Below are 3,001 nucleotides of genomic sequence, written 5' to 3' on the forward strand. Positions count from 1 at the left end.
CACGCGGGACCGGCGCGGGTCGCGGTACCACTGCGCCCGTCGTCCTGCGCGCGCCCGGTCGGGTCGCCGGATCTGCGGCGGCCCGACCGGGGGTGTCGGCGTTTCGTCGGACTAGCAGGGACTCAGCGAGCTGACCTTGTCGTTGAAGTCGTAGCGGGGGCCGATCGGTCCCGGCCCCCAGCCGGCCGCGATTCGCAGGACAGCTCCTCCGTGGTTGATGTTCTCGTAGAGGCACCAGATCCTGCTGGTCCGGTTCCACACGGACGAGATCTGGTCGTTGAAGACGAAACTGCCGATCGGCACGGTCAGGTCGGGCGATCCCGTCTGGAACCTGGCCCAGTGGCCGGTCCCGTCCGCGTGTTCCCAGACGCAGAAGTAGCCGGCCGGGCAGTCGGCGAAGGCCATCGCCCCCACGTCACCGGGCTGTTGGGCCTGCGCGACGGTCGGCGTGGTCAGCGCGATGACCGCCAGACCCAGGGCTGCGAGCACGGTTCGAATCCGATTCATGTCCCCTCCTCGGCGTTCAGTGATGTGGTGGCCACCGACCCGGGAGTTCCGCCCCCGCCGGCCGCGACAGCGCGGGTCGACCACCACCGACTCAGCGTCGAGGTCTGATCGTGTGAACCGCTGGCAAGGTTTCTGCACAGCGCCGCGTGAGCTGCTATGGCTGGTGACCGGGGAGGCGTGCAGGGCGGAGGAGATCGGTATGGCGGTGCTGGTGCGTCTGTTGGGGGAAGTAGGTGCGGAGGTCGGCGGACGGCGGGTAGACCTGGGCACCCCCAGGCAGCGGTGTGTGCTGGCTGCGCTGGCGGTGGACGCCGGGCGGGTGGTGCCGGTGGACCGGCTGGTCGAGCGGGTCTGGGGTGCGGACGCTGCACCGCGGGCCCGGGCAACGCTGCACGGCTACATCTCCCGACTGCGACGGGCCCTGGCCGGCACGGACGAGGTGGCGATCGTCCGCCGGTCGGGGGGATACGCCCTGGTGGCTGACACGGCCGAGCCGGTGGTGGACCTGTACCGATTCCGGGACCTGTGTGTCCGTGCCCGCGGCGAGGGCGGCCAAGTGGTGCCGGCGCTGACCGAGGCGCTGGCGCTGTGGCGCGGGGAGGCACTGACCGGTGTGCACGGGGAGTGGGTCCAGGCCGAGCGCGACCGGCTCGAACAGGAACGGCTGGCCGCGCACCACAACCTGGTTGACGCCCGGCTGCGTGCCGGGGAAGGCGGAGGACTGGTGGCCGAGCTGGCCGCGCGGACCGCACAGCACCCGCTGGACGAACGAATCGAGGCCCAGTACCTGCTGGTCCTGCACCAGGCTGGGCGGACCAACGACGCCCTCGCGCACTACCTGCAGTTCCGCATGCGGTTGATCGAAGAACTGGGCACCGAACCCGGTGCCGTCCTCCAGGATGCGCACCGGCAAGTCCTGGCCGCCGGCGCCGTTCCCACCGGCACGACACCGGACACGGTGCCCGGGCCGGTGGTGCCGCGTCAGTTGCGCGCCACGCCCGGGTCCTTCGTCGGCCGCCACGACGAACTGCGCCGCCTGGACGACCGCATGGCTCCCGTGGAGCCCGGTGGCGCGATGGTGATCTCGGCCATCACCGGTGCGGGCGGCTTCGGCAAGACCTGGCTGGCCCTGCGCTGGGCACACCGCCACCTCGCCCGGTTCCCCGACGGCCAGCTGTTCGTGGATCTGCGCGGCTTCGGCCCGGAGGGCTCGCCGATGGCACCGACCACGGCGCTGCGCGGTTTCCTCACGGCCCCTGGGCATCGAGCCGGGGTCGGTCCCCTCCGACGCCCACGCCCAGTCCGCGCTGTTCCGCAGCTCACCGCCGACAAACGAGTGCTCCTGGTGCTGGACAACGCCGCCGACACCGACCAGGTGGTCCCGCTGCTGCCCGGTGGTGCGGAGTGCGCGGTCGTGGTGACCAGCCGCAACCAGCTGGCCGGCCTGGTCACCGGTCACGGCGCCCACCGCCTGTCGCTGGGCGCGCTGTCCGACGGCGAAGCACGCGACCTGCTGGCCACCCGACGCGGCACGTCGGAGATCGACACCCAGAACGCGGTGGTCGACGAGCTGATCAGCCTGTGCGGCGGGATGCCGCTGGCCTTGAGCGTGATCGCCGCCCGCTCGCAGGTGCCGCTGTCCCTCGCGGCCGCCGAGCTGCGGGAGTCGGGACTGGCCGCGCTGGACGACGAGCCGCCAGCCAGCCCGCGGGCCGTGCTGTCCTGGTCGTTCCGCGCACTGACCCGGGAGCAGGCCACCGCGTTCGCACTGCTGGCGATCGCCCCCGGCCCCGACATCGGCCTGCCCGCCGCCGCCAACCTGACCGGTTCGTCACCCGCGGACACCCGGGCGGTGCTGCGGGACCTGGAACGAGCGTCGCTGCTGGACCGCGACACGCACGACCGGTACCGAATGCACGACCTCATCCGCGCCTACGCCACCGACACCGCACAACAACTGCCCGAAGGCGTACGGGACGCGGCGCTGCGACGCGTGATCGGCTTCTACGCCCACACCGCCCACACCGCCCACACCGCCGACCTGCTGCTGGACGCGCACCACAGGCCCGTCGGACTCGCCGCGCCCGCACCGGCTGCCCACACCCATCCGCTGCCCGACGCCACGGCGGCACTGGCCTGGCTCGACACCGAACGCACCACCCTGCTCGCCGCCCAGCACATCGCGGCCCTCCACCACGACCACCGCGCCGTGTGGTGGCTGGCCCTGTCCACGAACACCTTCCACCATCGGCGGGGCCACCGCCACGACCGCCTCACCCTGTGGCGAGCGGCCGCACACGCCGCGGCACACCTGCCCGAGCCCACGACCCTGATCGTCGCCCACCAACAACTGGGCAGCGCCTGCGCCGCCCTGGGCCTGTACGAGGACGCGGTCGGACACCTGGACCACGCCATCGGCCTCGCCGAAGAGCACGGCGACCCCTACCAGCAGGTCCACGCCCACCAGGCGCTCGCCTGGGTCCGGGGTGGGCAC

Annotated in this window: 2 protein-coding genes; one reads left to right on the forward strand and one right to left on the reverse strand. The window is 72.6% G+C overall.

Features of this window, described 5'->3' with window-relative positions:
* Window positions 1–111: 111 nt before the first annotated feature.
* A complete protein-coding gene (locus AB0G02_RS33435; protein ID WP_360802326.1) occupies window positions 112–507 on the reverse strand; it encodes a peptidase inhibitor family I36 protein in 396 nt (131 codons plus the stop codon).
* A gap of 199 nt (window positions 508–706) precedes the next feature.
* Here AB0G02_RS33435 and AB0G02_RS33440 point away from each other — a divergent pair.
* A partial coding sequence (locus AB0G02_RS33440; protein WP_360802329.1) for a BTAD domain-containing putative transcriptional regulator occupies window positions 707–3,001 on the forward strand: 2,295 nt, incomplete at its 3' end.

Origin of the sequence: Actinosynnema sp. NPDC023658 (assembly GCF_040639995.1) — a bacterium.
Lineage (GTDB): Bacteria > Actinomycetota > Actinomycetes > Mycobacteriales > Pseudonocardiaceae > Actinosynnema.

Excerpts from the sequence above, each read along its gene's own strand:
- AB0G02_RS33435 (WP_360802326.1), bottom strand. The coding sequence starts at position 507 with ATGAATCGGATTCGAACCGTGCTCGCAGCCCTGGGTCTGGCGGTCATC.